We start from the raw sequence: 26,545 nt of genomic DNA on the forward strand, positions 1-26,545 counted from the left end.
GCCGACACTGGAGGATATAGCCATGGGATTCATCAGGGCGTTTGCCGGAGCGCTTGGTGGGACACTCGCAGATCAGTGGAAAGATTTCATTGTCCCGCCCTCGGGTCTAGCGCCGACCGCAGCGATTTTCCCGGGCGTGCCACAGGGCAAAAACGCTGGCCGCGGGTCGAACACCAAAGCCTCTGAGAACATCATCACCAACGGTTCGAAGATCCTCGTCCCAGAAGGCACTGGCTTGCTGTCGTTCCAAGACGGCAAGATCACTGGATTCATCGCCGAGCCCGGGGGCTACGAATGGCGTTCGGACGACCAGAACTCGCAGTCGATTTTCGCTGGCGACGGCATCGTCAGCCCGCTTGTCACGACCTCGTGGGAACGGTTTAAATTCGGCGGACAACCCGGCAGCCAGCAGCTCGTCTTCTATGTCAACCTGAAGGAACTGCCCAACAACCGCTTCGGCACACAGTCTGAGATCTACTGGGACGACGCCTATCTAGGCGCACAGGTGGGTGCGGTCACACGAGGCACCTACACCCTGCGCATCGTGGACCCCATTCTCTTCGCGGTGCAGTTTGTCCCGTTGAGCTATCTGCAAGCCGGCGGAGCCGCCTTCGACTTCACCGATCTGGAAAATGATGCCGCGACCCAATTGTTTAATGAGGTCGTAAGTTCACTCGCGCCAGCCTTCTCGCACTATACGAATGACCCCGAAAAGGGCAACCGTATGGCTCGTATTCAAGGCGACGCCATGGGCTTTGCCAAGTCGTTGTCCGCCGCGGTCGAAGACGGCTACCAGTGGACGACCCAACGTGGCTTGACCATCATCTCGGTGGCGCTCCAAGCCATTGAATATGACACAGACACCCGCGCACTCCTTTCGGACGTCAAGAAGGCAGACGCACTTGGCGGCGCTCGTGGCAACTCCTTCATGCAGCAATCCGTTGCGCGTGGTTTTGAAGCCGCGGGTTCGAATCCTTCCGGCGGCGGCGCTGCCGGAATGGCCTTTATGGGCATGGGTATGAACGCCGCGGGGGGTTCGTTGGGCGGTTTGCAACAGCCAACAACCCAACAGCAGCAACCGCAGCAGGCACCGGCGGCACCGGCGGCACCGGCGGCACCGGCGGCCTCGGGCGGTGACGACGTAGCAGCAAAGCTCACCCAACTGAAGAGTTTGCTCGATCAGGAACTCATTACCCAGGACGACTACGACGCGGCTAAAGCGAAGGCACTCGGCCTCTAAAGGGTAACGATGAACCAAACACATGATGCTCCCCAGCCAGAGAACGATCCACCAATGGGAACGCCCGCTGACCAGTTCCCTGATGCAACCTGGGATGAAGTAAAACAAACCCGTCAGGCCGAACAAGACGCGGGCGTTCCGGCAGGTGAGACTCCAGAGCCAATACTCGAAGCGCACGATGGTCCGCAGATCATCGATACGTCGACCGCCGGCGACGGTATCCGCAAATGTCTGCGCTGCGGATCTGGTGATGTCATATTCAACGTCGCGAAGGGCATGCTGGCCTGCCAGTTCTGTCGCTTCGAATGGCAAGAAGAAAACGCAGAATTAGCGTTCGGCTTGGATGCGCCAATCAGCCAATTGCGCGGCCGCGTGGTCGGTTCTGGGACTGCAGCAATCGTTCCTGGTACCGACGAAGTGCTTACCATTGAGTGTTCAGGGTGCGGCGCCGAAGTTGTCATCGACACAAACGACGCAATGCAGGCTCGCTGCCACTGGTGTCGACAGAAGCTCTCCGTCGGACAGCAGTTGCCCAATGGAGCAGTTCCTGACGTTGTACTCCCGTTCTCACTATCGCGGGAAGAAGCGGTGGAAAAGATTGGCAAATTCGTCAAGTCCCGCAAGTTCTTTGCGAATCGTCAGTTCAAGGCGGAGTTTGAGGCCAACAACGTCCTAGGGGTTTATTTGCCGTACTTCTTGGCAGATTTTAACGCCGAAATACAGTTCCGCGGCAAGGGGCAGCATACGACCCGTGAATACACTGTCCGGATCAGCGACGACGAAACAGAGACCCGTTACGACTACGACGTGTACGACGTAGGTCGCGACTTCTCGCTCTATGTCGACGATCTCTCACTGGAGTCCGCCGCGGACAAACGAAACACCAGCCCAAGCAAGAACACCAACAATATTATTAACTCGATCATGCCATTCGACACGAAAAATTCGGTCCGGTATGACCCGAACTACCTCGCCGGTTTCAGTTCTCAGAAGCGTGATCTCGATGTCGACGCGCTTTTTCCGGACGCTCGGCTTCAGGCGCAAGATGTTGGCCGTTACCGGACGCTCGAGACGATTAAAACCTATGACCGGGGGGTGCGTTGGGACACGCAAGGAATTGAGATCGTCGGTGACCGTTGGGTCTCGGCGTATCTGCCAGTCTGGCTCTACAGCTACCTGGAGAAGAAAAGCAACGGCAAGGAACTTTTGCACTATATCGCTGTGAACGGCCGCACTGGAGAGACCATGGGCTCGGTACCGGTCAACATGCGTCGGCTCTGGATGGCTTCGGGTGTCGCCGAAGTCTTCGGCATCATTGCTGCGACCTTCTTCTTCTGGCTATAAGGTGAGTTGGATGCACATGACGTTGATCCAAGATGTCACTGACGTGATCATTGCTAGCTCTAGTTCGGATGGCGATAGTTCGTGGTTTGGGCTCCTGTTCCTCCTGTCTGGACCGGCCTATTTCATGTTCATGTATATGCGTTATCGGAATACGAATAAGCGACACTTTCATGAGCGCGAGACACTGGCAGACGTAGAAAAACTGACGACGATCGACACAAAAATTGATTCCGTGAAGGGATCTCGCCAGTCGTCGATGAGCGGCGCCAATCATCGCGACGTGCACGGCAAGTAGACAATAGCCTCGTTACCGGAGCCCAATACCGGACAATGTCGCAGTCCGATCTCTGATGCCGATGCGATACCGTCCCGTTTCGCGCTGTCGTGCTGTCCGGTTGCGGTCCGCAACCACGGCACTAGCCCAATCCGAATTTTGTGAGCTGATTGTGAGCGTTCGCTGAGATGGTTAATCAGACATAGACCAGCATTGGAAGGTAGCGATGAGTATGAGGGAACGGCTCCGACAGGCCATGGGGTCGAGACGAGCCGCGACGGAGCAGGGGATCGCCACGGTGTGGATCGTTGCCATTACTGCTCTTGTGGTCGCTGGCGGCGGTGGAATTGCCTATGCCGTGACCGACGGATTCGGCACCAAGACCGCAGATAAGCCGGTGGCGACTGAAACGCCAACCGCTCAGCCGGAAGCGACCTCCGATTCCCCTGACGCTGCCGACGATAGCCAGACTGTGGGCACCCCCGCTCCGGATGCGTCGGCGTTACCGAAAAATCTTCCTAGCGGCTTCCCCGACATCGGTGTGCCGTTCTATTCACCGACAAAGCAGATGACTGCACATGCCGGTGGTGATCGCCTGTGGGTTCTTGAATATGTCACCCCGGATAAGCGTTCGGCCGTCAATAGTTTTTTCAAAAACGAGTTGGCCAAAAACGATTGGCAGGTCGTTAACCGAAGTGTTGAAGGCCAGAAAGCGGTAACCAAGGCAAAGTCGCGCGGATACTTGCTCATTCTTGTGGTGCACCCCAACCGCGACAGCGACGCCAAGACCTCAATCCATTACACGCTGCGCAAACTATGAGATTTCACTGATTGGATCGAAGAAAAATGCGTTTATTCACGGCAATATCAGTCGCTGCACTCTTGATGGTCGCACTCACCGGGTGCGGATCGGATGAATTGTCAGGGGCCGATATCGCTGATGTGACGGACGCAGTGGGCCAGCAGGAGGCAGAAGACCCCGCAGCAAAGAAGAGCATATCCATCATCATTGGTGGTCTCGATCAAACCCACTAGGGCCGACAAAGAACTCGACAAAGACGTTGTCAGCGCGATTATCGGCTCGCACACAATGCCCCAATGCGTTCAAGATTTCGTGATCGTCAGTCAGGAAGTCATCACCCACCTCGATGCCAACGGTGACGGCAAGGTGGCCACCGCCGACGACTTGCGTGAACTCATGAGCAGTCAATGAGGCCTCGGCTCCTGCGAGATCTCCTGTCGGCAACGACCGTCATTGTTATGGTGAGGGAGGTTTCGGTTTAAGGAGATCGGGTGTTGGACGTTTTCGTACTTGGCGCGCTGCGGACAAGTATGGACGGGCGAGACCTTTCCTTGGGCGGGGCTAGACAGCGAGCGCTGCTGGCGCGACTCGTAGTCGCCAGCGGTCGTCCGGTGCCGCTAGAGCAACTCATCGCAGACCTGTGGGACGAGTCCCCGCCACGCGATCCTGCCCATGCATTGCAGGCGAGAGTCTCCCGGCTGAGGGCGGCACTCTCGGTCGAGATCGAATTCGTGGCTGACGGCTATCGGCTCGATCCGGCGGATATCCAGACTGATTCCGCGCTTTTTGAAAGCCTCTGCGAGCACGGCAGCGCGCTGCTCACTGACGGTGATCTCGCGCAGGCAGCCGAGTGCCTCAACCGTGCGCTCGAACTTTGGCATGGGGAGGCTTTCGCGGGCCTTCCTGACATCCAAGCGTTGCGCGCGGAGACGGTGCGGCTGGACGATCTTCGCGCTACTGCACTCGCTGATCGGATTGACCTGGATTTGGCGCTCGGCAACAGCACTGCGGTTATCTCCGAACTGCATGCCCTCGTCGAGGAGAGCCCGTTTTTTGAACGGCACTGGGGCCAGTTGATGATGGCGCTGTATTCCAGTGGTCGCGCAGTCGAAGCCCTCGAAGTGTTCTCCCAGGCCCGCGCAATGTTCGCCGATCGTCTCGGGGTTGAGCCGAGCAGCGAACTCGGGCGGTTGCACCTAGGCATACTGCAGGAGCAGCCGGCCGAGACGCTACTTCGTCTGCCCGTGCCGACACCGGTGCTCGACGCCGCTGATGCGGCAGAGGTCAGTGCGAATGACTCGCGCGGTCGCGTTGTGACATCAAATCAAGCCGATGCGCTCGTCGCGCTGCTCCGCGCTCATCGGACACTGCTACTCACAGGGCCCGCAGGTATCGGCAAGAGTCACCTCATGCGAGCGGTCAGCGCTCGCTTTGAGGCCCAACATTGCTCGGCGCCCCTCTTGACTGCTACTCCGCTCAGCCAAGCAGTTCCACTCGGGGTCTTCGCGGGAATCGGTGCTTCGCTTCCACAGGATTGGACGTCGCCGGCCGCGCTGGTCGATCATTTCGCGCGCCAACGGTCGATGGCTGTCTCGCTGGTGGACAACGTCGACCAGCTGGATGAGGCCTCGCTCTTTGTTGTCACCCAACTCATTCGTGCCGCTCAGGTGCCGACGATCCTGACCGCTCGCGATCTCACCAGCGCACCGCAAGAAATCCGATCGTTGTATGACAGCGGGGAACTTATCGAGGTGCAGGTCGACGCGCTTTCGGACACGGCCGCCGATGGCCTCGTCGCTCAGCTGGTCGGCGGTCCGCTCACCCCTGACGCACGGCCACAGATTTTTCGGGCGGCGAGCGGGAACCCGCTGTATCTTCGCGAGATCATCACTGCCTCGTTGGACGAAGATCGGCTCGTGTGGACCGAACACGGCTGGGAGTTGTCTGGCGCTCCGGCCTCGACGCCACGACTCACCCAGGTTGTTGGCGAACGTTTCAATGGCCTGGACCACGCCGGTATTGAAGCCGCGGCGCGGGTGGCCATCGCCGGTGAATATCCATCGGGTGCGCTCGGAGCGGGCGACCGTAGGGCGCTGACGCGCACTGGCGTGGTGGAGTATTCGGTCAACGGGCGGCTTCGTCTTTCACATCCGCTTGATAAAGAATTCCTTCGCGCGCAATGTTCCGCCGCCTTGTGGCGCGATCTCAGCAATGAAGTGCTGCAGGTGCTACTCAGCGACGCGACGGCTAACTGGCCGGCAGGGCGCCGCCGGGGGCACATCCTGGCGCTTGATCTTGACCAGCCGATCGACGTCGAAGCGACCCTTGCCGTTGCTGAGCATGCGCTCGGCGCCTTCAACGAGCGGCTCGCACTCCGTGCCGCCGAGGCGGTCGTGAGTTCCGTTCCGAGCAGCGTTCATGCGCACCGGATTGCCGGCCTTGCTGCGTCGTCGCTGGGTATGTCCGAGGTTGTTGTTAAACATTTTGAGACTGCTCGCGCCAATTCCACGACTGCGTCCGAGCAGGCGGCGGTGGCGCTTGCTCATGCCAAACATCTCGGGCTCCAACACCATGATGCTGCTGGCGCGCTCGACGTCGTCCAAACCGCGCTAATCACGATCGATGACGCCGATACTGCTGAGCACCTCCGGCGTGATGCGATGCGGTGGGCAGCCATTGCGGGCCAAGCCGGCGAAGCGGTCGACGCACCCCAGGAGACAACCGATGCCGCAGCGACACTTGGCTTGATCACCGTCGCGATGTCTGGCGTGATCACCGGGCCGCTTGATGACGCAGAGCGGGCGCTCGCCCAATTGCATCGAATACCCGAGGACATCATGGAACTCGTGCCCGGCGGCGCGGCACTCATCAACCTCACTGAGATCATGATGTTGTCCAATACCGGTGATGTTATGGCGTCACGGCGCCGATTGCAGCAGATGATCACCGACGCGCAGGAGCGCGAGCCTGAGTCGTTGGGTATGTGGGAGTACGCGCTCGGCTTTAGCGAGTTGTTCTCGGGCGATGCAGAACGGTCGTACGAGCTGGGCCTATCGGCATCGGCTCATCTCGAGTGGCGCGATATTGCCGGGCTGCTTCCCGCCGCCCTAGCACTTACCGGTGCCGCCGCCCACGCAACTGGCCGGGCCGCTGCGGGGGATAAAGAATTCGATGCGATTCCGCCAGCAGCCAGCGGTGATCCCAAGGTGGTGATGCTGCGTGCTTGGGCTGATGCCTGGCAGGACAATGTCGACGCGCGCACTGGACTGGCTGCGCGCACGCTCCTTGATACGGCTCGGTGGCTGCTCAACGCTCAGCACAGTTATTTCGCCGGCATGCTTGCTCATTGTGCGGTCCGCATCGGCGCGGACGTCAGCGCGTCGGTAGCGCTTTTGGAAGAAGCAAAACTGGTTGCCGGAGGTGGACTGCTAGAGCTTTTTGCGCGCCACGGCATAGCAACTATCGCCGGCGATAGCGCGGCCCTTGACGCGATCGCCCATGACGCGCAGGAATTGGGAATTGTCACCACCGCTGCCGACACGTGGTTTTCGCTGACCCGAATTGCAGGCAGCGGACCCGCCACCGACCTGGACGTGAGCGGACATCAGCGCTCGGCTGATCGACTGCGTACCGAGCTGCCGACGATGGCGTTGTGGGCGCAACCGGTGGCTGATCCGCTGATCAAGTGACCGGAGCAGAACTGGCTTCGGTGACTTGTGTGAGGCGTATGTGAGGGGTCATTGCGATACTCCTCTGATCGGGTACGCAGTATTCATCGTTGGGAGAAAATTCGAATGGCGATCGACGTCAAGACACTCAGCAAAATTGACCAGGGCGCGCTTATTGCTGGCGGGCTCACCATCCTGCTCTCGTTCTTTACCGCCTATATCAGTGTGAGTTTCAAGGGCAGCAAAGCTTTGAGCGGTATGAACCTCTCAACCGGCACCAGCGCTTGGCACAGTTATGCGACGCTGGGCATCCTGTTGATTGTTGCCGCGACGGCGCTGGTCGCGGTGAAGGCGTTCGCCAAGGATCAGCTGCCGACAACTGTGCCGTGGAATCTCATCGTTCTCGCGGCTGCGGTTCTTGGCACGCTGTTGCTGATCCTTCGTCCGTTCACGATCGGTGGCGGCGGATTCGGTGCCAGCGTTGGTCCCGGCTGGTCGGCCTGGATCCTGTTCGTCGCGGCCATCGCATTCACGGTCTTCGCGTTCTTGTCGTTCAAGGAGTCGGGCGAAAAGATCCCCGAAATCAAAAAGGCCGCTTAACCACCGCGGGTGAGAATGGCTGCCCCGCTCACCCGTGCGTCATGCTGGACTCATGAGGCTCCCTGACATTCCGCGCTACAAAACGGGGGCCGCCCGCTACGACACGCTTTCGGGTGAGCGGCCGATCTACCGTATCGGGCGTGTCCGAGCGATCGACCAACTCGCGCTCCAAGCGGGCGACTGCGTCCTTGACGTGGGGTGCGGAACTGGACTCAACTTCCCCCATCTTCGCCAACGTATCGGCCCTGCCGGGCACATCGTAGGCGTCGATGCGAGCGACTCGATGCTCGCTCAGGCTCGACGGAAGTTTCAGCCGGGGGAGAACGTGACCCTTGTGCATGGCGACGCCGGCCAGCTCTACGATCTCGTTGCGCCGTGGACGTTCGACGCCGTCATCGCCACCTACTCGTTGTCGATCATCCCCGACTGGCGTTCAGCCTGGGCGGGAGCTCGCCGCCATACGCGAGTCGGGGGACGTATCGCGGTCGTCGACCTCGGCCTACCGAAGGGTTTCGGCCGGCTGCTGACGCCCGCCGCACGGTTCGCTTGTTTTGCCGGGGGAGTGGATCTGGATCGCAGGCCGTGGATGCTCGTTGCGGACGACCTCGAAGACACTAACGTTGAGTTGCACCGGTGGGGCCATGTTGTGGTGGCGGTCGGAACGAACTGGTCGACCGAGGAGACGTCCTGACGTGGTTACGCCCGACGGGAATGATTCGGAGCACGCACCGGGTTCTTCTGATGTGGAACGAACCGCAATGCTCGATGCGACCGAAAGCTCGGCAGCGTTCGCGCGGTACGTCGAACCGGAGGTCGAGGTCATGCTGCGGGTTGCGCAAAGCCTCGCTGGGTCATGGTCCGAGGCAGAGGACCTCGTGCAGGAGACGATGATCCGTGCCTACAAAGGGATCGACTCATTCGATGGCGCCTATCGTCGTGCCTGGCTTCTGACGATCATGTCCCGCCTAAGCCGCGCCCGCGCCCGCATGCGCAAACAGCTCAACCGAGCGTCGAATACTAGGCGGCAGCGATGATCGGCCTAATCCACATGATGGTCACCTGCCGGTGGTCGGCCCATCGGATCCAGCGCTATATCGACGCCGACCCCGCCGCCCCGTTGACCGTTGAGGAACTACGCCGGCTTGAGACCCACCTCGACGTATGCGAGCGGTGCACCGCCATCGTCAACGAGAGCCGTGGGGTCAAATCGGCACTTGCTCGACTAGCTGATCGTCGTACGCCCGACCCTGCGCGCGTAGCTCGGCTGAAGGTTCAGGCCCACCGTTTGTCGCACGGCGATGTCGGCTGATGGTTATCCCGATCGACTGGGCTTCAGACTCGCTCGCCGACCGTCGAGAGCCATGGGATCTCGTGGTGCTCGGAGGCGGCACTGCCGGGATTGTCGCGGCAAAAACCGCCGCCGGGCTGGGATCTGACGTACTCCTGATCGAACGTCACCGAACTGGTGGTGACTGCCTCTGGACCGGGTGCGTTCCGAGCAAAGCGCTGCTGGGACGAGCCCATCGACCAGATGCTTTGCCGACCGACTTCGCAGCCGCGATGGCGCACGTCCATGCGTCGATTGCGGCCATTGAGCCGGTCGACTCACCCGCTGACCTACGTGCTGCTGGCGTGACCGTCGTCCACGGCGACGGTGAGTTCACCGGCCCGAGATCGGTGACGGTCAACGGCATCGAGGTGCGCTTTCGGCATACCGTTCTCGCGACCGGATCGGCGCCGGTAGCTCCGCCGATCCCTGGCCTCGCAGAAACCGACGTGCTGACGTCGGACTCCGTGTGGTCGTTGACGACCCGTCCGGAGCGGCTCCTTGTGATTGGTGCGGGGAGCATCGGCTGCGAACTGGGCCAGGCGTTCGCGCGGCTCGGAACCGCAGTGACGATCGTCGAGTCGGGAGCACGGATCCTGCCGCGCGAGGACGCCGACGCTGCCGCCATCTTGTTGTCGGTGCTCACCGCTGACGGTGTCGCCGTCCGCACCGGCGTCTCGGTCACCGGATTCGACGGTGCGATCGCGGTTCTCAGCGACGGCGGAACGATCGAAGCAGGTCATGTTTTGCTGGCGATCGGTCGACGACCCAACACCAGCGGATTCGGGCTGGACCGTGCAGGGGTCGAGCTCGACACACACGGGCACGCCATCGTCGATAAGCATCTGCGCACGACAAACCGGCGTATCTGGGCAGCGGGAGACGTGACGGCCAACCCCGCATTCACCCACGTTGCAGGTGCACACGGCAGTCAGGCCGCGACGAATGCGGTGCTTGGACTGCGGCGGTCAGTGGATCTGGCCACGGTGCCGCGCGTGACCTATACGCAGCCTGAGGTGGCGGCCTTCGGGGTTGGTCTTGATGGGATTGGCAGCGGACTCACCGTTCGTACCGTTCTGCACGATGAGGTGGACCGGGCGATCGTCGAGGAGCGCACCGAGGGGTTCAGTCGACTAGTGCTGAATCATCGCGGTCGCATTGTCGGCGCGACAATCGTCGGTCCACGGGCTGGCGAGTCACTGGCCGAGGTGGTGCTGGCCGCCCGTCACCGATTGCGCGCTCGCGACGTAGCAGCCTCAATGCATGCCTACCCGACCTACGGCGATGGGGTGTGGAAGGCCGCACTGGCGCAACTTCAGGACGATCTTGCAAGTCCGTGGGTGCGTCGTGCACTCAAGGTTTTGCAGTCGGTGCGTCGCCTGCTGCACCGGGCGTAGCAGCCTCGACGGCACGAACGTGGCGGGCATGGATGATGCCGCTGATGCTCAGCACGACGACCCCGACTATTGCGATCACGAATGGCCAGGACCCTGGCGAGAGGCCATACGCCCCGACCGCGATGTAGACGACCGTGCCAGGAATGATGCCGACTGCCGTGGCCGCGACGTATGAGCGGAGCCTGACGGCGGTGAGGCCAAAGAGGTAGTTGACCGTCGTGAACGGCACGATCGGCGCGAGTCTGGCCAGCAGCACCGTGACGAAGCCGCGCCGGCCGATCTGCTCGTCGAGTCGGCGGACCCGATCAACGGTTAGTCCGCGTATGGATTTGCGGCCCAGCCATCGCGCACCCGTGAACGCGGCCGCCGACCCCACCGTGGCTCCGATCAGAACGATGATCAGGCCGGCCCAAAAACCGAAGATCGCACCGCCGGCGATCGTGCAGATGGATTTCGGGAGCGGAAGCAGCGTCGCGGCGGCGTAGAACACGACAAATCCCGGCAGCGCTAGCCAGCCGAGACCGTCGAAGTAACGGCGCAGTTCGGTACCGCTCGGGAGACCGATTTGGGCCTCGAACACGATGAAGGCGACGACCACGAGAACAAGCGCCGTGACCCGGACGATGATTCCGCCTCGGGTCATGATCGGGCCGCCGCGAAGACGGTGCATCGTTCGGGCGCGACCGCCACCCCGGCGCGTTCACCGACTGTAACTGCGGTGCCAACCGCGACGTGGATCGTCACGACCTGCTGATCATCGGTGCGCGTGGCGACCGCTAAATGGGTTCCAGCGAAGCGCACCGAGTCGACGGTCACCGTGAGTACGCCGTCAGCCGCCGGCGACGTAAGCCAAAGCGCTTCAGGCCGAACGACGACGACGGCAGCGCCGGTGACTGTGTGCGGCCCTACATCGATTGTTTGGCCAGCCACCGTGAATGACCAGCTCGTTGCCATTCCATGGAGCTCGTTGCCGGTGCCCAGAAAACGAGCGGTGGCAAGGGTCGGCGGTGCGGTGTAGAGCTGCTCGGGGGTCCCGACTGCCTCGACGGTGCCATCGAGCATCACGACGATGCGATCAGCGATCTCCACGGCTTCGGATTGATCATGGGTGACGAAGAGGGTGGTGACGCCGGATGAGTCGTGGAGATCACGGACTAAGCCACGCATCTCGGCCCGCAGTGCTGCATCTAGCTGGGAGAACGGCTCATCGAGCAGGATGAGTGATGGGTCCAGCACGAGCGCGCGGGCCAGCGCGACGCGCTGCTCTTGTCCGCCGGAGAGTTCGTGCGGGCGCCTGTCTCCGAGTCCGGTCAGCTGTACCTGCACGAGTATCGCGGCGACGCGATCCTTGATCGTCGAGCGCGTCAGGCGTCGCATTCGCAGACCGAAGCCGATATTTTGGGCGACCGTGAGGTGCGGGAACAGCAGCGGTTTCTGGAACACCAGCGAGAGCGGTCGGCGCTCGGTCGGAACGCGCGAAATGTCGAGCCCGTCGACTTCGATCCGGCCCTGGTCCGGGGTCACGAGCCCGGCGATCATTTGCAACGTCGTACTTTTGCCACAGCCGGATGGACCCAGCAGGGCGGTAAATGACCCCGGGGAGAGGGTCAGATTCAGGCCAGCGACCGCGGGCACCCCGTCGTACGACTTGGTTAGGCCGGTGATTGTCAGAATTGCTGTCATGACCGTGCCATGCCCAACAGCATGCCACCGCGCACAAAGCTGGATGCGAAGAGCACGAGTAGGCCGGGAGGAACCACCACAAGCAGCCCGAGCGCGGCGGCAGCGGTGGTGTCCGATGAGCCGATCGCGGCGAACAAGAGCAATGGAAGGGTCTGGACCTGGCCACCACCAATAAGGAGAGTCAGGATGTATTCGCTCCAGGAGATCAGGAACGTCAGCAGGAGACTCGCGGCCAGAGCCGGTGCCAGCGTCGGGATTGTGACAAGTGTGGTGGTGCGCCACATGCCGGCCCCGAGGACATGCGCTTGGTGCTCGAGGTCAATATCGAAAGACTCAAATGAGCCGCCGAGGATCGCGGCGGCATACGGGACGGTCAGAACTAGTTGCACGAGAACGACGCCCAAGACGGTCTCCGATAAACCCCAACGGATGAAGAACACTTGTAGTCCGAGGATGACGGCCAGGCCCGGCACGATGACGGGGGCGAGGAGCAAGAATTGCACCAGCCGCCGGCCACGGAATCGGTGTAGCCCAATCACGCGGCCGGCCGGCAGCCCGATTGCGCAGGAGAGCAGGGCGACGGCGGTGGCAATGACGACTGACGTCGCGAGTGCGTGCCACGACTCAGGCGACACGATAAGCGCGAGCCCACGAGCCGTGCCATCGGTTGGCAGGAGGTCCGGGTAGGGCCACGATCGAGCTCCGGACCACAGGACCAGCGGCACCAACGGCGCGATGACCGCGCCAGTGATGAACACCGCGAGCAGTCGCCTCACGACGCCCTCCGATTGCCGAGTCGTATCAACATTAGATAGAGCCCCGCGATAGCTGTCGTTAGCGCTGCGAGCAGCACGGCGACGGCCATCGCTTGCGGACGGCTGGTCAGATCGATGGCGTTGAACGATTGATAGGTCACGACGGAAAGTGGAGCCGGGAACGGCTGACCCAGCAGCACCGGAACTTCGTAGGAACCCATTGTGAAGGCAAGGACAAGGATTGCGGCCGCGCCGACCGGAGCGGCCAGCATCGGGAAGGTCACGTGCCCGAGTCGTTGCCACCGCCCAGCGCCCAGCGTACGAGAAACGGCTTCAAGTCGCCCCAGGTTCGCACTCATCGCCGCGAGGGTGATCACCGCGATGAACGGCGTCTCCTTCCAGACGTACTCCGCGATGATGCCCCAACCGAAACTGTCTTGAGTCAGGACCGGAAACTGCTGGACCCCATCGCTGAGCCCGACCGCGCTGGCAGCACGCGACAGGAATCCCGATGGCGACAGCAACAGGCCGATACAGAGCGCTCCGACCAGATGTGGCACCGCCAATGTGCCCTGAAAAAGTTGTGTCATCCACGCGCGACCGGCACCGAGCCGTCGCACCACAAGCGCGCAGCCGACGCCGAGCACGGTGGCCATGATGGTCGATATGATGCCGATCCGCAGGGTGAGCACGAGCGATGAGCGTACGGCCGGATCTGCCGCGGCCGCCCGATACGCATCGAACGACCAGCTGCTTTGCCCCACCAGCGGCGCGTGTCCAAGACTCTGGAGGATCGCCTGGACAAAGCCACCGATGAAGAAGATGCCGATCACCAGCATGGCCGGTGCCAAAAGAAGTACGCGGCTAATCACCGGGGAGCGCAGAAGCGCGGAGCTTGGCACCATGGCGCAGCTATTTCTGCAGAACCTGTGCGGTCCAGTCTTTCTCAATTCTGGACGGGTAGCCGCTGGCGAGTTCTGGCTGCGCCTTGGCAGTCAAATCTGCGAGTGACAGCACTGACGGGCTCTGGGGCACGGCCGCAAACTTCTGCTGAACGCTTTGACTGCTCCGTGAGACCTCGATGCCGGGGTATATTCCGGTCGCCTCGAAAAGGGCCAGTTGGACCTCCGGATCCTGCAGCGTGTTGGCGAGTACGAATGCTGCGGATCGGTGCGTCGCGTTCTTTGGAATGCTGACGAAACTGTAGTTGCTGATGTTGCCGCTAGCCGGAACGGCTTCTCGGGTCGACTTCGGGAAGGAACCGTTGGCCACCTTGGTCGCCACGGCGCCCGGGCCGTAGGTGAAATAGGCACTGATCTCGCCATCGGCGAACAGCTTCTCGACCGCTTCCTGGCTGTTCGGATAGGTCTTCCCACGCCGCCAGAGACTCGGTTCGATCGCGTTCAACTTTTTGTAGAAGCCTTGTGTGGCATTGGCGTACTTCTGCTCGCTGAAGCCACCGGTGAGCGGGGCTGGTCCACCCATGTGGGCATACAGCAGCGAACGGACCGCCATTGATCCGGTGAAGTCCGGCGGCGCCGGATAGGTGAATTTGCCCGGATGAGCCTTCGCCCAAGCGAGTAGACCATCCACGGACACGACGTCCGATGCGTCGAGGTCCGCGCTGTTGTAGACCAGCGCGGAGTTGGCCTGCTGCCAGACGGCTTCGCAACCCTTTACCGGTACGCCAAAATCATTTGCGACGGCGGGGTTTTTGAAGTCGACATATTTGGCGTTGGGCAGGCCACTGGACCAGCCGCATGACCAGATATCGGCTTGGACGCCGGTGGCGAAGTTCTCGCCGTTGATCCAGATGGCGTCGACGGCGCCGCCGCTGGTCCTGCCAGCCTGCTTCTCGCCGAGTACTTTGTTCAACGCGTCGGCGGTGTCGGTGATCCGAATCTGCTTGAGCGTCACGCCCAGTTTCGCCAGCCGCGGGGTCACCTCGTCCTTGACGAAGGTATTGAGCAGGTCGTCGCCGCCATACATATACCAATTGATGGTCTGTCCGTCGGCGTCAGCGAGGACCTGGGACCAGTTGTTCACATCGATCTGCTGGGCCGCCGAATCATCGCTGGCGCCACAGGACGAAAGTGACAAGGCCCCGGCGACGGCTAGGGCTGCGGCCAGAAGTGAATAGCGACGCGGCGTGCGCACAGCAGGGCTCCTGAGAGTCGAATTCATGCGGTCGTACGAAGTGCGGGGTGTCGCCGAAGCGTGACGATACCTTCGGCGAGACGTTGCAGGGCAGTGAGCGCGACGGCTGCGGCGAAGACCCAGATGATGATCTCGGCATGCTGGGGCAGGAGCGCGATCAGCGCGTATGCGATCACTGTCTCGGTGCCCTCGGCAAGTCCGCCGATGAAGCGCAGGGACCGTGCATCGCGGTACTGCTCGAAGTGAAGCCGTTCCAATATCGACGACAATGCCAAGAATGCCGTGCCGGAGATGTAGTACGACACCAAGAGCGCAACGCACGCAAGACGAGCCGTGGGGATTTCGATCGCTATCGCCAGAACGAAACCGGAGTAAATGCTGAAATCAGCCAGGATGTCGAGGAATCCGCCGAGATCGGTGGGCCCCACCTGGCGGGCAACGGCGCCGTCGAGCCCGTCAAGCACGCGGTTGAGGAGCCACAACACCAGGGCAAGGCTCCAGGCACCACGTGTCACCGCGACACAGGCCGCAACGCCAATCACCCAGCCCACGACCGTGATGGTCGTTGCGCTGATGCCGACGGCCGAGATTCGCTTCGCAGCCTGATCGAGCACAGGACCGGTAAGTCGCCGCGCCGCGGTATCAAGCATCTAAATCTCCTCGGCATCGACGATGGGTTCTGTCCACTCTTACGCATGTATGGCAGTCGTGCAGTGTGGACGGCATTGAATGTTCTTAGTACCGCATACCCAAGGGAACCCGCTCACGTGCGGGTTGCATTCCCGTTCGATCCAGCTTTCCGGTGATGACTGAAGGGATCGAGGAAACGCGCAGAAGTCGGGCAGATCAGCATAACGCCGAACACTTCGGGTACTTTTTCACTGTGACGGATAGTTCGAGCGCAGCGGAGCGTCGGGAGATCCGCACGCGCCGGGTTGCCGATGGCGAGCACCGTTTCCCGCCGGCATTCGCGGTGGTCGTTGCCGGTCTAACGTATGCGTTGTTGCCAAGCGAACTGCTCTTCGTGCCGCGTTATGCCATTCTCGGCCTGGAGATTCTTCTGCTGGTGGGGCTGATGATTACCAACCCGCGCCGGCTGACTCGAGAGACGCGCTGGTCCAGATCCGCGTCGATTGTTCAGGCAACGCTCGTGATTGTCACGAACATGATCGCGCTTGGAATGCTGGTGGCGGCTATGTCTCGTGCGTCCACCCCGGGAGGGTCGCTGCTGGTTGCCGCGATGCAGGTGTGGCTCACCAACGTGATCGGGTTCGCGCTCTTGTTCTGGGAACTGGACCGAGGCGGACCGGTGGCGCGGCGGTCGGTACCGCGCGCAAAGATGCAGGCGGCTGACTGGCGCTTCTCGCAGGACGAAAACGACGACACTATCGACGAGGTGGCTAGGACGTCGAGTAGGTCTGCCGGGTGGACCCCGACTTTTGTGGACTACCTGTATGTCTCCTTGACCAACTCCAGTGCGTTTAGTCCCACCGACACGATGCCGCTGTCATCGCGAGCGAAAATCCTGATGGGGATCGAAGCCACGGCCGCATTGTTGACCTCCTTGCTGGTCATCGCGCGCGCCGTGGGTTCGCTGACGGGTTAGCAGGCAAACTGTCGTATGAGGCGACGCTTCACCAGTCGGTCAGCGGGTCGCGGCCATGAACTCCGCAACGATGCCGCCGAGCACATCACCGGCATCTTCCTGGAGGAAGTGGCCGGCGTTGGTGACGACGGGATGTTCCAGTTCGCGTGCGCCGGGGACGAGTTTGCGCAGAATTGGGGCCATCGCGCCGGTGATCGGGTCGCTGTCGCTGAACGGTGCAAGAAATGGCTTCTCCCAGCGCGCCAGTTGATCCCACGCGGCACGATTGGCCGCTGAAGCCGGGTCATCTGGAACATTGGGCACCAGGCTGGGCATCACGCGTGGTCCGGCCTTGGCTTCCTCAACGGGGAACGGCGCATCGTAGGCCGCCCGCACTTCGGCGCTCATACCGCGGACACACCCGGACTCGACGAACCGCCCGACGTCGAGGACCTCGGCCTTCTCCACCGCGTCGCGGAACATCCACCAGATGTCGGGCATCTGCTGGTCCCCGGTCGGCAGGCCGGTGTTCGCGGCGACGACCCGCGCAAAACGGTCGGGATGTTCGGCCACCAGCCGCAATCCGATCAGGCCGCCCCAGTCTTGGCCGACAACGGTCACGTCTACCAGATCCAGCTGGTCGAATGCGAGTTCGCGAACCCATTCGACCTGGCGAGCGTAGGTGTGGTCCTGCATCGACAGTGGCTTATCCGAGCGGCCGAAGCCGATCAGATCTGGGGCGATACAGCGGAACCCCGCCGCGACCAGAGCCGCGATGACGTGGCGATACAGGAATGACCAACTCGGCTCGCCATGGAGAAGGAGCGCCACGGGCGCGTCCGCAGGACCGGCATCGATATACGCCATCCGCAGCGGTTGGCCCGACTCCCCGTCGGGCTGTGCCACTTCTGCGTAAGACGGCGCCCAGGGGAAGTCTGGGAGGTCGTCGAACTGGTCATCGGGAGTGCGATAGAGATCCATGAGCCATTCCTTGCGTTCGTTTGGGTTGAGCCGAATGAGTTGATGGTGAGACAGCCGTTGGCTAGCGGCTACTTCTTGAGTCTTCGGCTGCCGCCGTGCCAATCTTCCTGGGCGCCAGCCTCGTCTTCACTCACCCCGAGGGAGCGGAGTTGAGGCACCTCGCGCAGGCTGCGTTTGAGCTCGGCGAAGCCCTTGAACGTCGCAAGGCCCACAACGTGGTCCCAGAGTTCTGCGGCTTCCTGCTCGGAAGGGAGCCGGCTGATGACGGGGCCGAAGAATGCTGCGCCGTCCGGCGGGGCGATGTGCAGGATCGGTGTGCCGACATCTTTTCCGGTCAAAGCCAAGGCCTCATCGGTGGAGGCTTGGATCTGTTCATCGCAGCTCACGTCATCGAGAAAGTCAGCGAAATCAGGGCTGAGGCCGGCGTCGATCAGTGCCGCCTCGACCAGAGTAGGAGTCTTGCCGGGGATGTCCGTTCCGTCTGTGGGGGAGACGTCGAAGATTCGTGAGCTGAGTGCTGGATACAACTTTGCGACGGCTTCGGGGCCATGAGCGGCCAGGACATGAGTACATACGCGCAGCATTCGGAGCCCCGCGGTATGCCCGGCTTCGTACTCTGGCGGGAAATGTGCGTCGTAGTCAATGTCTTTGTTAAGCAGACGCAGGGAAATGAAGCGCCACTCCACGGTGTAATCGCGTTGTTCCTGCACCATCCGGACCCATTTGCTGGTCAGCCAGGCAAATGGACACACCGGATCGAACCAGAAGCGGATGTCTGGCATGGCGTTGTCACTCATGGGGTTCCCCTCGTCGTCCTTCTCGTTGCGCTTCTCATTGCGGCAGTTGTGTCCTGAATAAGTCGATGAATTCATCGGCCATTGCCAGCTGGCGGAGCAATTTCTCGCGCCGCTGGATGGCCTCGTCCATTATTTCAGCGTGTTTGGCATGCAGTTGAGCGTCGGGCTCGCCGGACGCGTCACGCAGGGTCTCGATGAGACGCATGACGTCATGCATTTCCTCGAGACTGAATCCGAGTGGCTTCATCCGGCGGATAACCAGCAGCTTCTCAACGTCTTCGGTTGTGTAAAGCCGGAAGCCGCCATCACTGCGACCGGTCGGCTGGAGCAATCCCACGTCGTCATAGTGGCGCAGGGTCCGAAGCGACAGGCTGGTGCGTTCGGCAACCTCGCCGATCTGCATCAGCCGCACCTGAGCCTCGTTGTCCGTCACCGTGGCGCCTTTCACATGCCGTCAATTGCAACTCTACCCTTACGTGAGGGTAGGGTTGTCCACGAGTTTCCCGCCGAACCCATCGGCAAGCATGCCGCATCGCATGCGGCGCCACCACCTGAACGCGGCAATCACGCCCGCGTCGGTACGCACCTCAACCGGCGTCGCTCCCTGCCGTCTGAACGGAGATCCGTTGATCGACAGCCAGCCATACGAACCGACGGTCAGGAATGCCCTTCGATCGCCGAAGCTGCTGCGCGTTGAGGTACTGGCGGGCCTGGTGGTTGCTTTGGCGCTGATCCCGGAGGCAATTTCGTTCTCGATCATCGCTGGCGTCGACCCCCGGGTGGGGCTGTTTGCCGCTTTCACGATGGCTGTGTCGATTTCATTCCTTGGCGGCCGTCCAGCGATGATCTCGGCCGCGACCGGTGCCGTCGCGTTGGTCATCGCGCCGGTCATGCGTGATCATGGTTTGGATTATTTGATTGCGACCGTGCTGCTGGGTGGTGTGATTCAGATGCTGCTGGCGGCCGCTGGGGTAGCCAAGCTGATGCGGTTTATCCCGCGCTCGGTCATGATCGGGTTCGTCAATGCATTGGCGATCTTGATCTTTTTGGCTCAGGTCCCCTACCTGATCGACGTGCCATTCCTGGTCTATCCGATGATCGTGGTTGGGATCGGGGTGATGGTGCTCCTACCCAAACTGACCGATGTCGTACCCGCGCCGCTGGTCGCGATCGTCCTGCTGACCGCCTTCACACTGATTGCAGCGCTGAACGTCCCGAACGTTGGCGATGAGGGCAAACTGCCGGACAGCCTTCCCACGCTGCAGTTGCCGGCCGTGCCGTTTTCCTTGGAGACCTTCAAGATCATCGCCCCCTACGCATTAGCGATGGCGCTGGTCGGCCTGCTTGAGTCCCTCATGACGGCAAAGTTCGTCGATGACATCACCGACACCCATTCGAATAAGGTCCGCGAGGCTTGGGGACAGGGCGCGGCCAACCTCATCACCGGATTCTTCGGCGGTATGGGCGGCTGCGCCATGATCGGTCAGACCATGATCAACGTGAAAGTCGCCGGCGCGCGGACCCGTATCTCCACGTTCCTGGCTGGCACGTTTTTGCTGATCTTGGTTGTCGGTTTCGGCGACGCGGTGGCCGTGATCCCGATGGCGGCCCTCGTTGCGGTCATGGTCATGGTGTCAGTCGGCACCTTCGATTGGCACAGCATCAAACCGTCGACCCTTCGGCGGATGCCTAAGAGCGAGACGACGGTGATGGTGTCGACCGTTGCGGTCGTGGTCGCGACCCACAACCTGGCAATCGGTGTGGGCGTCGGTGTTCTTGTTGCGATGACGTTATTCGCCCGCCGGGTGGCACACCTCGCAACGGTCGAACGGGAGCTTGTCGGTCTAGCCGACGGCACCGAGACCGCCGTGTACACGGTGTATGGGGAACTGTTTTTCGCCTCCAGCAACGACCTCTATACGCAGTTCGATTATGCCGGTGATCCAGAGCGAGTCGTCATCGACCTCACCGGCTCACATGTTTGGGACGCCTCGACGGTTGCCGCATTGGACAGCATCACCACTAAATACGAAGGCAAGGACAAGAGCGTCGAGATCATCGGCCTCAACGCCGCCAGCGCGACGATGCATGCCCGTCTCACCGGCCAACTTTCCGCACCTTGATGGGTGGCCACGTAATTTCACCTGTGGGAATCCGATTGCGCGGGCGAAGACAAACTGATCTGTGGATTCTTACCCAGACTTCTGGATTGGGCAGTAACGTAGACACTTATCCACCACATGTACTACCGAAACTCTGGGAGACCCCCGATGCCGGCGCCCTTGGACTCTCGTCTTCGTGACGATCAAGCACTGACCGAAATTGAATTGACAAGCGATCTCATGATTGCCGTGAGCGGCTACGACAAGCATTTGACCGAGGTCGAAGTCGACCAGATCCTCGGTGTCGAGGCGATCTGAAAGCTGCCGTAGTAGGACGGCGATTAACAGCCGTCGATGTTGACCCCCTAGCATGGTTCTGGCCATCTCAATGTCGACAGGAGTTCGTCGTGCGGTTTCGCATACGACCGGTTGAAACAACGTTTTACGATCTGTTCTCCGAAGCAGCCGCACATCTCGTGGATGGGTCTAACCTGCTGGCGCTGATGCTTGCGACCGATGCGGACCGGGCTGAGATCGGTGTGAAGATGCGTGAGGCCGAACATCAGGCCGACGAAACGACACACAAGATCGTCCGGCGAGTTAATAGCACGTTCATCACGCCATTCGACCGTGAAGACATCTATCGATTGGCCAGCAGCCTCGACGATGTCATGGACTTCATGGAAGAGACCGTCGATCTGATCAACCTGTATGAGGTTGATGAGTTGCCCAAGGAATTCGCCGCCCAGGTTGAGGTGCTCCAGCGCGCCACCGAACTCACCGCAGATGCGATGCCCGGGCTGCGGACGATGAAGGGTCTCGAGGAATATTGGATCGAGATCAATCGCCTGGAGAACCAGGGCGATCACATCTACCGGCGAATTGTCGCCAAGCTCTTCAGCGGCAGCTATAAGTCGCTCGAGGTACTCAAACTCAAGGACATCGTCGACTCGCTCGAACATGCCATAGATGCATTGGAAACGGTCGCGAATACGGTCGAACAGATCGCCGTCAAGGAGTCCTGAGTAGTGAGTCTCACAACGGCGCTGGTGATCACGGTTGTCGCCATTGCACTGTTTTTTGATTATACCAACGGCTTCCACGACGCCGCCAACGCGATTGCCACCTCGATTTCGACGCGGGCGTTGACCCCCCGGATCGCGCTCGCCATGGCGGCCTTCTTCAACTTCGTCGGCGCCTTTCTTGGACTCGGTGTCGCTAAAACGATCAAGGAAATCTTGGTCGGTTTCAATCCCGATAACCTCGGCTCCGAACATGCTTTGACGATCGTGCTCGCGGCCCTGGTGGGGGCAATAATTTGGAACCTCATCACCTGGTATTTCGGCATACCTTCTTCTTCTTCGCACGCGCTGATCGGTGGTCTGATCGGTGTCGGGCTTGTCTCCGGTGTGCGCGTCGACTGGGACAAGGTCGTCGACAAGGTTGCGATCCCGATGATCGCCAGCCCGCTCATTGGTTTCGTTGGTGCTTTCGGTGTCATGACCGCGATTATGTGGCTCTTTCGCAAGGGCCGACCAGAGCGGGTGAATCGTGGCTTCCGGCATGCGCAAATTGCCTCGGCCGCCGGGCTCTCGCTCGGCCACGGCCTGCAGGACGCACAAAAGACGATGGGCGTCATTGTCTTGGCGCTGATCGCCGGTGGCTACAACGATCCAGATCAGTCGATCCCGTGGTGGGTTGTTGCGGCGGCCGCCTCGGCCATCTCGCTCGGCACGCTTTCGGGCGGTATGCGCATTATGCGTACGCTTGGCCGCCGCATCATCGCGCTCGACCCGCCACGCGGCTTCGCTGCCGAGGCAACGGCGGCGGTCGTCCTGTATGGAATGGCAATCGGTCTGCACGCACCGGTGTCGACAACCCACACGATGACCTCGGCGATCATGGGCGCCGGTGCGACCAAGCGATTCAGCGCCGTACGGTGGGGCGTCGCGCGGGGGATTATCACCGCCTGGGTGCTGACGATTCCGGCTGCGGCCGCGATGTCCGCGATCACCTATCTTTTGGTCAGTAACCTCATCCCGCAATAGTCGCATTTGGGCGACCCGTCATGTCTCGCCCACCGATTGCGCAATGACATCGATGACGGTCCGCACGCCGGGCTGTGGTTCGGGCTGGCTCCGGTAGGCGAGCACCAGTTCGCGTCGCACGTCCTCGCGTAAAGCCACGGTATGAATGCCTTTCCCGCGCAGCGCCAACATCAGGTCGGTCACCGGCGCAATGCCGAGATTGCCGGCAACCATTGCGAGCGACGACGCCGTGTCCGTGACCTCATGTTCGACAAGTGGCTCAAAGCCGGCACGCCGACAGGCATGCCGCATCGCCAGACCATATTGCGTATTCGCCGGTGGCAGGATCCAGCCCGCGCTGGCGAATTGTTTCAGTGCCACCGGGCTGTCGAGGACTGGTAGCCGACCCGAGACGGCGATCAGGAAGCGTTCGCTCTTGAGCGGTTGAAGCTCTACCATCGGCCGGCGTGGAATTGGTGCATCGGAATAGTCGACCCCAAAGGCTAGGTGAACCGCGCCCGATTCGACCGCCGATGTTGCTTCGTCGACGTCCACTTCGAGGGTGCGAATTGTCAGACCGGTGTGGAGTTTCTGCAGTCGTTCGAGTGCTGGCGGTAGCAGTTCGGCCGCGGCCGTACCGAAAACACCGATGCGTACGTGTGCCACGAGCGCACGATCATTGGCTTGTAGGGCTTCTTGGGCTTCCTGTTCGAGCGCGAGGATGCGTCCGGCGTACTCAAATAGAACCGTGCCAGCATCGGTGAGTTGAACTCGTCGGCCGATCTGTTCGAACAGGTCGACCTTCACTGTCTTCTCGAGCGCGGCCATCTGTTGGGAGACAGCACCGGTCGTGTAGCCGAGCGCCGCCGCGGCCGCCGTCATGCTGCCGAGCAGGTGGACGGCTTCGAGCGTGCGGAGTTTTGCGGTGTCGAGATGCATATAGCAATCCTAAACGGTTGGACGAAGAAAGTTTCGATAGTGCAAAACGATCTACGGGGGCAGGATTGCTATGAGACGTGGACCACATTCGATGCGGAGGAAGCTATGGCACGATCGGGCCGAACATTGCCTACTAAGGCCTCGGTGGTCATCATCGGTGGCGGGGCGATGGGTGTGAGCATTGCTTATCAGCTCGCACGAACGGGTATCACCGATGTCGTGCTGCTTGAAAAGGATGCACTCGGCGAAGGCTCGACGTGCAAGGCCGCCGGTGGCGTGCGGGCGCAGTTCTCCGATGAACTGAACATCCAGATTGGCCACAAAAGTCTAGAAGTCTTCGAGAACTTTGGGAAGATCTTCGACCAAGAGATCGATCTTCATCAGGTTGGCTACCTGTTCCTGCTGGACACACCCGAGAGCGTTGAGACCTTCGAACGCAATGTCGCCCTGCAGAACTCACTCGGTGTGTCGACCCGCATGATCAGTGTCGCCGAGGCGAAGAAACTATCACCGCACATCAGTACCGACGGCCTGCTCGCGGCGGCGTATTCGCCCCGCGACGGACATTGCACACCCGAATCAGTTGTGTTGGGTTATGCCGCTGCAGCACGCCGGCTGGGTGCCCGGCTGGTCACCGGCTGCGAGGTGACCAATATTCGGACCGTTGACGACCGAATCGTCGGCGTCGAGACGGCCGGGGGCACGATCGAGACTGACACGGTTATCTGTGTTGCTGGCGCGTGGTCACAACGGATTGGCGAGTTCGTCGGTGTCGACCTGCCTGTGACGCCGGTACGCCGGCAGATCCTGGTGACTGCCGAGGCGCCGACCTTGCAGGCCGAGATGCCGTTCACGATCGACTTTTCCACCAGCTATTACTTTCACAACGAGGGCCGCGGCTTGTTGATGGGAATGTCCGACCCGGATGAGACACCGGGCTTCAAATTGTCCCGTGACGACGCGTGGCTGCCGCGCTTCGGTGACGCGATCGCCCGTCGGACGCCGGACTTCACCGACATTGGCATCGCCAGCGGGTGGGCCGGACTGTATGAGATGACGCCCGATCACAATGCGCTGATTGGTGAGGCTCCCGGTGTCTCGCGCTTCTTGTATGCGACCGGCTTCTCCGGACACGGTTTCCTGATGGCGCCGGCAGTCGGGGAGATCATCCGCGACCTGTATCTCAACACGACGCCGGAACTGGATGTGAGCGGCCTTGATGCCCGTCGCTTCGCCGGCGCTGAAATCCGCCCCGAACTCAACATTGTCTAACATCCCATGCGCGACCAATCAAGGAGACCTTCATGACTGATATTTCCAGCACCCATATTCCCAGCGCCCGAGACCTCATCGAGCAGGCCAGCGCTACCGCAGAACGCGTCGGCGTCGATCTCAATGCGGTGAAGGGCGATACGAAGACGACGTCGCCGATCAATGGTGAGGAGTTGTTCTCGATCAATTGGGCCGACGCTGCCACCGTGGACACCGCAGTCGGGCGCGCTCAGGAAGCATTCCTCGAATGGCGGAAGGTGCCGGCCCCCTTGCGCGGCAACATCGTGAACCGGCTCGGTCAGTTGCTGCGTGAACACAAGAACGACATTGGCGATCTCATCAGCCTCGAAGTTGGCAAAATTACCTCCGAGGCACGCGGTGAAGTTCAGGAAATGATCGACATCTGCGATTTCGCGGTGGGGCTGTCACGCCAGCTGTATGGACGGACTATGACCTCCGAGCGGCCCGGCCACCGGCTGATGGAGACCTGGCATCCGCTGGGTGTCGTCGCTGTGATCAGCGCCTTCAACTTCCCGGCTGCCGTGTGGTCGTGGAACACCGCGATTGCCCTCGTGTGCGGCGATCCGGTCATCTGGAAGCCGTCCGAGGCCGCGCCGCTTACCGCATTGGCGTGTGGCCGGCTGCTGGATCAGGCAATCGCCGAGGCCGAGGCGCCGCGCTACTTGAGCCAGATCATCATCGGCGGCCCGGAGGTCGGGCAGGCGTTGGTCGACCATCCCGGCGTCGCGCTTGTCAGCGCCACCGGATCGACCCGTATGGGTAAGGTCGTCGGACCGCGCGTCGCCGACCGCTTCGGACGTTCTCTGCTCGAACTGGGTGGCAATAACGCTGCCATCATCGCGCCGTCGGCCGATCTCGAACTCGCAACGCGTGGGATCGTCTTTTCGGCCGCTGGAACCGCCGGTCAGCGCTGCACCACGATGCGCCGCGTCATCGCTCACACCGATGTCGTCGACGAACTGGTCGACCGGGTCGCGAAGGCATACGGCCGGCTCCCGATTGGCAATCCAATGACCGACGGAAACCTTGTCGGTCCGCTGATCCACGGCGGCGCCTTCTCCACCATGCAGAACTCACTACGTGCCGCCGAAGACCAAGGCGGCTCCGTTGTGGCCGGCGGCGGGCGGCGTTTCGAAGCCGAGGCGGCGAATGCGTTCTATGCCGAGCCCTCCCTCGTACAGATCGGCTCACAGACTGACATTGTCCGGCAGGAGACGTTCGCGCCGATTCTGTATGTCATGCCCTACTCGGACTTTGACGAAGCGGTAGCCCTCAATAATGGGGTTCCGCAGGGACTCTCCTCGAGCATCTTCACTCGCGACCAGGGCGAGGCCGAACGGTTTGTATCGGCCGAGGGCTCGGACTGCGGCATCATCAACGTCAACATCGGTACGTCCGGTGCCGAGATTGGTGGCGCCTTCGGTGGCGAGAAAGAGACCGGCGGCGGCCGCGAATCGGGTTCGGATGCATGGCGGAGCTACATGCGCCGGGCCACCAACACGATCAACTTCTCCGGTGAACTTCCGCTCGCGCAAGGCGTCGATTTCACGGTATAAAAACCGTGTGAGGACGAT

At 61.3% G+C, this 26,545-nt stretch carries 28 protein-coding genes; 18 read left to right on the forward strand and 10 right to left on the reverse strand.

Annotated elements, in window-relative coordinates:
- The first annotated feature begins 22 nt into the window (after positions 1–22).
- The 11 genes from AC2YB9_RS02845 to AC2YB9_RS02895 all read left to right on the forward strand — a co-directional run bounded on the left by AC2YB9_RS02845 (position 23) and on the right by AC2YB9_RS02895 (position 10,652).
- Positions 23–1,240, forward strand: a complete 1,218-nt coding sequence (locus AC2YB9_RS02845) for an SPFH domain-containing protein (protein WP_487267245.1) — start codon at positions 23–25, stop codon at positions 1,238–1,240.
- A 9-nt stretch (positions 1,241–1,249) separates the two neighbouring features.
- On the forward strand, positions 1,250–2,584 hold the full coding sequence (locus AC2YB9_RS02850; RefSeq protein WP_487267246.1) for a hypothetical protein: 1,335 nt from the start codon (positions 1,250–1,252) through the stop codon (positions 2,582–2,584).
- Between the two features lie 16 nt (positions 2,585–2,600).
- A complete protein-coding gene (locus tag AC2YB9_RS02855; RefSeq protein ID WP_487267247.1) occupies positions 2,601–2,879 on the forward strand; it encodes a hypothetical protein in 279 nt (92 codons plus the stop codon).
- 211 nt (positions 2,880–3,090) lie between these two features.
- Positions 3,091–3,678 (forward strand): hypothetical protein, encoded by a 588-nt coding sequence (locus AC2YB9_RS02860; protein WP_487267248.1) that lies wholly within the window; start codon positions 3,091–3,093, stop codon positions 3,676–3,678.
- Positions 3,679–3,870: 192 nt separating this feature from the next.
- Entirely contained in the window at positions 3,871–4,071 is a 201-nt protein-coding gene (locus AC2YB9_RS02865) for a hypothetical protein (protein ID WP_487267249.1), read from the forward strand.
- An 80-nt stretch (positions 4,072–4,151) separates the two neighbouring features.
- Positions 4,152–7,349: an AfsR/SARP family transcriptional regulator gene (locus tag AC2YB9_RS02870; RefSeq protein WP_487267250.1), complete on the forward strand. Its 3,198-nt coding sequence runs from the start codon at positions 4,152–4,154 to the stop codon at positions 7,347–7,349.
- A 105-nt stretch (positions 7,350–7,454) separates the two neighbouring features.
- Entirely contained in the window at positions 7,455–7,928 is a 474-nt protein-coding gene (locus tag AC2YB9_RS02875; RefSeq protein WP_487267251.1) for a hypothetical protein, read from the forward strand.
- 52 nt (positions 7,929–7,980) lie between these two features.
- A complete protein-coding gene (locus AC2YB9_RS02880; protein ID WP_487267252.1) occupies positions 7,981–8,619 on the forward strand; it encodes a class I SAM-dependent methyltransferase in 639 nt (212 codons plus the stop codon).
- A 1-nt stretch (position 8,620) separates the two neighbouring features.
- The gene (locus AC2YB9_RS02885; RefSeq protein WP_487267253.1) at positions 8,621–8,962 is read left to right on the forward strand and encodes an RNA polymerase sigma factor; all 342 of its coding nucleotides are present in this window, start codon (positions 8,621–8,623) and stop codon (positions 8,960–8,962) included.
- On the forward strand, positions 8,959–9,237 hold the full coding sequence (locus AC2YB9_RS02890; protein WP_487267254.1) for an anti-sigma factor: 279 nt from the start codon (positions 8,959–8,961) through the stop codon (positions 9,235–9,237). Before AC2YB9_RS02885 ends, AC2YB9_RS02890 begins: the two co-directional genes overlap by 4 nt.
- Entirely contained in the window at positions 9,237–10,652 is a 1,416-nt protein-coding gene (locus AC2YB9_RS02895) for a dihydrolipoyl dehydrogenase family protein (RefSeq protein ID WP_487267255.1), read from the forward strand. The genes AC2YB9_RS02890 and AC2YB9_RS02895 overlap by 1 nt, the downstream gene beginning before the upstream one ends.
- On the opposite strand, the gene AC2YB9_RS02900 is transcribed toward AC2YB9_RS02895, so the two are convergent.
- Genes AC2YB9_RS02900 through AC2YB9_RS02925 form a run of 6 tightly spaced genes read right to left on the reverse strand, consistent with a single transcriptional unit; the run spans position 10,609 to position 15,897 of the window.
- A complete protein-coding gene (locus tag AC2YB9_RS02900; RefSeq protein ID WP_487267256.1) occupies positions 10,609–11,295 on the reverse strand; it encodes a TVP38/TMEM64 family protein in 687 nt (228 codons plus the stop codon). The genes AC2YB9_RS02895 and AC2YB9_RS02900 overlap by 44 nt on opposite strands.
- Positions 11,292–12,335: an ABC transporter ATP-binding protein gene (locus AC2YB9_RS02905; protein ID WP_487267257.1), complete on the reverse strand. Its 1,044-nt coding sequence runs from the start codon at positions 12,333–12,335 to the stop codon at positions 11,292–11,294. The genes AC2YB9_RS02900 and AC2YB9_RS02905 overlap by 4 nt, the downstream gene beginning before the upstream one ends.
- The gene (locus tag AC2YB9_RS02910) at positions 12,332–13,111 is read right to left on the reverse strand and encodes an ABC transporter permease (protein WP_487267258.1); all 780 of its coding nucleotides are present in this window, start codon (positions 13,109–13,111) and stop codon (positions 12,332–12,334) included. Before AC2YB9_RS02910 ends, AC2YB9_RS02905 begins: the two co-directional genes overlap by 4 nt.
- Positions 13,108–13,995, reverse strand: coding sequence for an ABC transporter permease (locus AC2YB9_RS02915; protein WP_487267259.1), 888 nt, complete (start codon positions 13,993–13,995; stop codon positions 13,108–13,110). The genes AC2YB9_RS02910 and AC2YB9_RS02915 overlap by 4 nt, the downstream gene beginning before the upstream one ends.
- A gap of 7 nt (positions 13,996–14,002) precedes the next feature.
- Entirely contained in the window at positions 14,003–15,247 is a 1,245-nt protein-coding gene (locus AC2YB9_RS02920; protein ID WP_487267260.1) for an ABC transporter substrate-binding protein, read from the reverse strand.
- A gap of 23 nt (positions 15,248–15,270) precedes the next feature.
- A complete protein-coding gene (locus AC2YB9_RS02925) occupies positions 15,271–15,897 on the reverse strand; it encodes a CDP-alcohol phosphatidyltransferase family protein (protein WP_487267261.1) in 627 nt (208 codons plus the stop codon).
- Positions 15,898–16,130: 233 nt separating this feature from the next.
- Between AC2YB9_RS02925 and AC2YB9_RS02930 the strand changes: the two genes are divergently transcribed.
- Positions 16,131–16,853, forward strand: a complete 723-nt coding sequence (locus AC2YB9_RS02930; RefSeq protein WP_487267262.1) for a hypothetical protein — start codon at positions 16,131–16,133, stop codon at positions 16,851–16,853.
- Between the two features lie 39 nt (positions 16,854–16,892).
- On the opposite strand, the gene AC2YB9_RS02935 is transcribed toward AC2YB9_RS02930, so the two are convergent.
- From AC2YB9_RS02935 to AC2YB9_RS02945, 3 genes are all read right to left on the reverse strand, one after another.
- The gene (locus AC2YB9_RS02935) at positions 16,893–17,813 is read right to left on the reverse strand and encodes a haloalkane dehalogenase (RefSeq protein ID WP_487267263.1); all 921 of its coding nucleotides are present in this window, start codon (positions 17,811–17,813) and stop codon (positions 16,893–16,895) included.
- Between the two features lie 68 nt (positions 17,814–17,881).
- Entirely contained in the window at positions 17,882–18,610 is a 729-nt protein-coding gene (locus AC2YB9_RS02940) for a mycothiol-dependent nitroreductase Rv2466c family protein (RefSeq protein ID WP_487267264.1), read from the reverse strand.
- A 34-nt stretch (positions 18,611–18,644) separates the two neighbouring features.
- Positions 18,645–19,043, reverse strand: coding sequence for a MerR family transcriptional regulator (locus AC2YB9_RS02945; RefSeq protein ID WP_487267265.1), 399 nt, complete (start codon positions 19,041–19,043; stop codon positions 18,645–18,647).
- Positions 19,044–19,146: 103 nt separating this feature from the next.
- On the opposite strand from AC2YB9_RS02945, the gene AC2YB9_RS02950 reads away from it, so the two are divergent.
- From AC2YB9_RS02950 to AC2YB9_RS02965, 4 genes are all read left to right on the forward strand, one after another.
- Entirely contained in the window at positions 19,147–20,733 is a 1,587-nt protein-coding gene (locus tag AC2YB9_RS02950; RefSeq protein WP_487267266.1) for a SulP family inorganic anion transporter, read from the forward strand.
- A 147-nt stretch (positions 20,734–20,880) separates the two neighbouring features.
- On the forward strand, positions 20,881–21,030 hold the full coding sequence (locus AC2YB9_RS02955; protein ID WP_487267267.1) for a hypothetical protein: 150 nt from the start codon (positions 20,881–20,883) through the stop codon (positions 21,028–21,030).
- Between the two features lie 89 nt (positions 21,031–21,119).
- On the forward strand, positions 21,120–21,737 hold the full coding sequence (locus tag AC2YB9_RS02960) for a DUF47 domain-containing protein (RefSeq protein ID WP_487267268.1): 618 nt from the start codon (positions 21,120–21,122) through the stop codon (positions 21,735–21,737).
- Between the two features lie 3 nt (positions 21,738–21,740).
- Positions 21,741–22,760 carry an anion permease gene (locus AC2YB9_RS02965; RefSeq protein WP_487267269.1) on the forward strand — a complete coding sequence of 340 codons (1,020 nt, stop codon included), beginning with the start codon at positions 21,741–21,743 and terminating at the stop codon, positions 22,758–22,760.
- 18 nt (positions 22,761–22,778) lie between these two features.
- Here the strand turns inward: AC2YB9_RS02965 and AC2YB9_RS02970 are convergent, their stop codons facing one another.
- Complete coding sequence (locus tag AC2YB9_RS02970; protein ID WP_487267270.1) at positions 22,779–23,678, reverse strand: LysR family transcriptional regulator; 900 nt, start codon at positions 23,676–23,678, stop codon at positions 22,779–22,781.
- Positions 23,679–23,783: 105 nt separating this feature from the next.
- On the opposite strand from AC2YB9_RS02970, the gene AC2YB9_RS02975 reads away from it, so the two are divergent.
- Positions 23,784–24,950: an NAD(P)/FAD-dependent oxidoreductase gene (locus tag AC2YB9_RS02975; protein WP_487267271.1), complete on the forward strand. Its 1,167-nt coding sequence runs from the start codon at positions 23,784–23,786 to the stop codon at positions 24,948–24,950.
- 32 nt (positions 24,951–24,982) lie between these two features.
- On the forward strand, positions 24,983–26,527 hold the full coding sequence (amaB, locus tag AC2YB9_RS02980; RefSeq protein ID WP_487267272.1) for an L-piperidine-6-carboxylate dehydrogenase: 1,545 nt from the start codon (positions 24,983–24,985) through the stop codon (positions 26,525–26,527).
- The last annotated feature ends 18 nt before the right edge of the window (positions 26,528–26,545 follow it).

The sequence above is a fragment of the Aeromicrobium changchenzhani genome, assembly GCF_057586615.1.

What these genes read in the sequence shown, in the direction of transcription:
- AC2YB9_RS02875 (WP_487267251.1), top strand. Translation starts at nt 7,455, where the DNA reads ATGGCGATCGACGTCAAGACACTCAGCAAAATTGACCAGGGCGCGCTT.
- AC2YB9_RS02925 (WP_487267261.1), bottom strand. Translation starts at nt 15,897, where the DNA reads ATGCTTGATACCGCGGCGCGGCGACTTACCGGTCCTGTGCTCGATCAG.
- AC2YB9_RS02895 (WP_487267255.1), top strand. Translation starts at nt 9,237, where the DNA reads ATGGTTATCCCGATCGACTGGGCTTCAGACTCGCTCGCCGACCGTCGA.
- AC2YB9_RS02860 (WP_487267248.1), top strand. Translation starts at nt 3,091, where the DNA reads ATGAGGGAACGGCTCCGACAGGCCATGGGGTCGAGACGAGCCGCGACG.
- AC2YB9_RS02940 (WP_487267264.1), bottom strand. Translation starts at nt 18,610, where the DNA reads ATGAGTGACAACGCCATGCCAGACATCCGCTTCTGGTTCGATCCGGTG.
- AC2YB9_RS02905 (WP_487267257.1), bottom strand. Translation starts at nt 12,335, where the DNA reads ATGACAGCAATTCTGACAATCACCGGCCTAACCAAGTCGTACGACGGG.
- AC2YB9_RS02915 (WP_487267259.1), bottom strand. Translation starts at nt 13,995, where the DNA reads ATGGTGCCAAGCTCCGCGCTTCTGCGCTCCCCGGTGATTAGCCGCGTA.
- AC2YB9_RS02890 (WP_487267254.1), top strand. Translation starts at nt 8,959, where the DNA reads ATGATCGGCCTAATCCACATGATGGTCACCTGCCGGTGGTCGGCCCAT.
- AC2YB9_RS02850 (WP_487267246.1), top strand. Translation starts at nt 1,250, where the DNA reads ATGAACCAAACACATGATGCTCCCCAGCCAGAGAACGATCCACCAATG.
- amaB (WP_487267272.1), top strand. Translation starts at nt 24,983, where the DNA reads ATGACTGATATTTCCAGCACCCATATTCCCAGCGCCCGAGACCTCATC.
- AC2YB9_RS02970 (WP_487267270.1), bottom strand. Translation starts at nt 23,678, where the DNA reads ATGCATCTCGACACCGCAAAACTCCGCACGCTCGAAGCCGTCCACCTG.
- AC2YB9_RS02845 (WP_487267245.1), top strand. Translation starts at nt 23, where the DNA reads ATGGGATTCATCAGGGCGTTTGCCGGAGCGCTTGGTGGGACACTCGCA.
- AC2YB9_RS02880 (WP_487267252.1), top strand. Translation starts at nt 7,981, where the DNA reads ATGAGGCTCCCTGACATTCCGCGCTACAAAACGGGGGCCGCCCGCTAC.
- AC2YB9_RS02900 (WP_487267256.1), bottom strand. Translation starts at nt 11,295, where the DNA reads ATGACCCGAGGCGGAATCATCGTCCGGGTCACGGCGCTTGTTCTCGTG.
- AC2YB9_RS02935 (WP_487267263.1), bottom strand. Translation starts at nt 17,813, where the DNA reads ATGGATCTCTATCGCACTCCCGATGACCAGTTCGACGACCTCCCAGAC.
- AC2YB9_RS02950 (WP_487267266.1), top strand. Translation starts at nt 19,147, where the DNA reads ATGCGGCGCCACCACCTGAACGCGGCAATCACGCCCGCGTCGGTACGC.
- AC2YB9_RS02855 (WP_487267247.1), top strand. Translation starts at nt 2,601, where the DNA reads ATGACGTTGATCCAAGATGTCACTGACGTGATCATTGCTAGCTCTAGT.
- AC2YB9_RS02955 (WP_487267267.1), top strand. Translation starts at nt 20,881, where the DNA reads ATGCCGGCGCCCTTGGACTCTCGTCTTCGTGACGATCAAGCACTGACC.
- AC2YB9_RS02975 (WP_487267271.1), top strand. Translation starts at nt 23,784, where the DNA reads ATGGCACGATCGGGCCGAACATTGCCTACTAAGGCCTCGGTGGTCATC.